This window comes from Streptomyces sp. NPDC012935, assembly GCF_042900345.1.
Lineage (GTDB): Bacteria > Actinomycetota > Actinomycetes > Streptomycetales > Streptomycetaceae > Streptomyces.
Genome location: NZ_JBIBBC010000043.1, coordinates 1 through 3,323 on the forward strand (window position 1 = coordinate 1; position 3,323 = coordinate 3,323).

General features: G+C 68.4%; 3 protein-coding genes. 1 reads left to right on the forward strand and 2 read right to left on the reverse strand.

From position 1 onward, the window contains the following. Positions 1–438 precede the first annotated feature (438 nt). Both ACFY5C_RS41180 and ACFY5C_RS41185 read right to left on the reverse strand, forming a co-directional pair. Entirely contained in the window at positions 439–1,215 is a 777-nt protein-coding gene (locus ACFY5C_RS41180) for a MerR family transcriptional regulator (protein WP_389455192.1), read from the reverse strand. After that, positions 1,212–2,309 (reverse strand): serine hydrolase domain-containing protein, encoded by a 1,098-nt coding sequence (locus tag ACFY5C_RS41185; protein WP_389455194.1) that lies wholly within the window; start codon positions 2,307–2,309, stop codon positions 1,212–1,214. The genes ACFY5C_RS41180 and ACFY5C_RS41185 overlap by 4 nt, the downstream gene beginning before the upstream one ends. A gap of 380 nt (positions 2,310–2,689) precedes the next feature. On the opposite strand from ACFY5C_RS41185, the gene ACFY5C_RS41190 reads away from it, so the two are divergent. Continuing rightward, positions 2,690–3,250, forward strand: coding sequence for a recombinase family protein (locus ACFY5C_RS41190; RefSeq protein WP_389455196.1), 561 nt, complete (start codon positions 2,690–2,692; stop codon positions 3,248–3,250). The last annotated feature ends 73 nt before the right edge of the window (positions 3,251–3,323 follow it).

Genomic DNA, 3,323 nt, shown 5'->3' on the forward strand with positions numbered 1-3,323 from the left:
CGGCGACGGCGAACCTCGCGTGCCGCCGCGCCCTGGAACGCGCCGGCTTCGTCCCGGCCCCCGGCCCGGACCGCCACACCCTGCCGGACGGCCGTCTGCTGGACAGCGTCTGGTACCGGCACGAGGGCGCCGCGTCGACCTGCGCGAGCCCTTGAAACAGGAATGGAAAGGCGGAGGAGCGAGTCCGCCGCCTCGGAACTCGGCCGTGCCCAGCCCGAACCCGAGAGGAGCGGACAGGGACACGGTCAGCCCGAGCTTGTGCCGGGCACTCTTGACGTAGGTCGCCGGACGGCTCGGAGTGAACCGTTCACCTCGCCCTCCTCCCGGTCTCCCTCCTGATCGACCGCCAGCCGGGACCTACGCGGTCCGGGAGCCCACACACCGGCGGATGCCGTCGGCCGATCACGTACGGAGACACGATGAAGGATTTCCAGGACCTCATCGGTGGGGGACGGGCACGCCTGCGGTGCGGAGCTTGGCCTCAGTGAGCGCAGTCAGCCGGGCCGCGACCGGCGCCTGGTCGTCGCGGTGGTTATTGATCAGCTTGTACTGGGCCGAAGCCCTGAACCATGCCTGCAGGCTGGCGGGATCCCCCTGCAGCGCGGGGTTGGCGAGGTAGCGCTCGGCCATCGCCGTCGCGAGTTCTTCGATCCTCGGGTCGTCCGGTTCCCAGGTCTCCGCCTCCCGGCCGCGCTTGATCAAGTCGACGTACTCAGGGTCGTCGAGCCCGTGCTCGAGCTGGGTCAGGAAGCCGTCGAAGCCCTGCGGCACCAGCGCCCGAGCCAGTACCAGGGCCTCGCGTTGGGCGGCCACATAGTCGGGGCTGAAGCCGAGGCCGGGCATCCGGTCCAGAATCGCGCAGGCACGGTCGGGCAGCAGCGCCCGGTCGCCGTCAGCGAGCCGGTGCAGGGTGTCGCGGCGGGCGACAAGCTCACCGATGCGTTCGGTGAGCTGCCGCTCGACGTCGGCGAGCGCAGAGCCGAACTGCTCGGCGTCGGCGTCGAGCATGGGCCCGATCTCGGCCAGCGGCACGCCCGCGGCTGCCAACGTCCTTACCTGCACCAGCTGCAGCAGCTCGCCGGACCCGTACCGCCGATAGCCGGAGCTGTCACGTTCCGGCTCCGCGACCAGGCCGAGTCTGTGGTAGTGCCGCACCGTCTTCACCGTGACGCCGACGAACGCAGCCGCCTGCCCGATCGTGACCCCGTTCCTCATCGGCCCAGCCTGCCGCAGAACACCTCGTCGACGAAACGCTGTTGAGCGGCCTGGAATGCCGGTGCCACCGACAGGTCGGCATCGTCCACCCAAGTCAGCCCGGCGGTCAGGGTCTTGCTGCCGTCGGGGGTGCTGTACATCAGTGCCGCCGAGCCCATCAGGGCGCCGTTGTGGTGGAAGATGGTGCCGCCCTCCGTTTCCTGCGCGAACACGCCCAGGCCGTAGCCGGCGGTCGCCTCCGGCGCACGCATCTCGGCCAGCAGCTCGGCCGGAAGGATCTTGCCGCCCATCAGCGCAGAAAAGTACGTGTGCAGATCCTTGGTGGTCGAGATCATGTCACCACCGGCTCCGTCCCAGGACGGGTTCTGACGGGTGACATCCACCGTCCGCTTCTGCCCGGCGTCCTCGTAGCGGTAGTAGCCGTGGTTGTAGGGCTCGGGGATCTCCGGCGAGGCGCCCGGCGCCACGGTGCCGGTCATCCCCAGCGGCTCCAGGATCAGCCGCTGCACCTCCTCGGCGAACGAACGGCCGGTGACTCTCTCGATCACCAGCCGGGCCAGCACGTAGTTGGTGTTGGCGTAGCTCCAGCCCGTACCCGGTGCGAACCGCGTCGGCTTGGACAACGACAGCCGTACCAGCTCTTCGGGCAGGTAGGTCTTGAACCGGTTGTCCACCCACTCCTTGCCCTGCCAGGGGACACCCAGCACGATCGTCCCGTCCTCGTAGAGCTCGCCGGTGTGGTTGAAGATCCCGCTGGTGTGCTGCAGCAGCATCCGTACAGTGATCCGCCGGTCGAGACCGAACTCGGGCAGGTAGTCATCGGCCGGCGCATCCAGGCCGATCCTGCCCTCGGCCACCAGCATGAGCACCGAGGTGGCGACGAAGTTCTTGGTGCTGCTGCCGATGCGGAAGTGCCCGTTCGTCAGCGGCTTGGCGCTCTGGCCCAGCTCGCGCACACCGGCGCTGCCAACCCACTCGCCCTGCTCGTCGTTCACCCGGAGCTGGATCCCCACGAAACCGGACTCGGCCAACTCCTCGATCGCCTTCTGCAGCTCCGGACGATCCTGCCTCTGACCGGAAAGGTTGGTGGACATGTTGCTCCTTCACATCGGTTGTGCCCGAGTCGGCGTCGTGTGCCGATGCGACGAGCCTCCACCTTGCCCCAAGGTCAACCTCAACTGTGATCCAGCCCACGGTCGCTTCCAGTCGGCGTGGCTGGCAGCGGGAACTCCCGGCCCCAGTCCGGATCCTGGCCGCCGCTTCACTGACCCGCGTCGGGACTGGGCAGCCATCCCGTCGGCGACCGCGGTGTTTCATAGGCGGTCGCTCGTGAAACAGGCAGTCGCCCGGAAGTTCACCTGCGGCGATCATGTTTCATGAGTTGTTGCAAACAACTGGACGTCTGAAACGCCCTCATGAAACGGTCTGGGGCGCGAGCGACGACTTCAAGCGCGTGGAATCGCACGACTGCCCGATGTCCACCTGTGCTGTCCCCGCGGGCTCCCCGTGCCGGACCGGCAAGGGCAGGGTGACCATCCAGTACCACACCTTCCGCCTCGTGCCCCAACTCGCCAAGGCCCTCAGCGTGCCGCCTCCCGCCGTACGCAAGCCGGGCTCGGCGTGGACCGAGCTACCCCGGCCCGTGCGCGCCGACGCCGAACCGGTCGGGCACGCCCGACTCGGATACGCCCGCGCCTCGACCGCACGGCAGTCCCTGGACGCACAGCTCGACTCCCTCACCGAGGCCGGGGTCACCCGGGTCTTCTCGGAGAAGATCTCCACCCGCGCCACCCGGCGCCCCGAGCTGGAGGCCGCCGTGAAGCTCGCCGGGGAGATCCGCTCCTCCGGCGTCGCCGTCACTCTCGTCGTCCACGAGCACAAACGCCTCGGCCGCGGCATCGAACTCGCCATGCTCGCCGAAGAACTGAAGGCGAGCGACGTCGGCCTGGAATTCCTCACCGGGGAACTGAAGGGCTCGCACGATCCCTCCGGCATCGTGTTCACCGTGCTCGCTGTTGGACGACTCTCTGCATGAGTACGAAGGCGGGGGCCAGCGACAGTCGCGGTGGACATGAGTGCTGATCTTGGTGGGCAGTCTGACTCTGCTT

What these genes read in the sequence shown, in the direction of transcription:
- ACFY5C_RS41180 (WP_389455192.1), bottom strand. Translation starts at nt 1,215, where the DNA reads ATGAGGAACGGGGTCACGATCGGGCAGGCGGCTGCGTTCGTCGGCGTC.
- ACFY5C_RS41185 (WP_389455194.1), bottom strand. Translation starts at nt 2,309, where the DNA reads ATGTCCACCAACCTTTCCGGTCAGAGGCAGGATCGTCCGGAGCTGCAG.
- ACFY5C_RS41190 (WP_389455196.1), top strand. Translation starts at nt 2,690, where the DNA reads ATGTCCACCTGTGCTGTCCCCGCGGGCTCCCCGTGCCGGACCGGCAAG.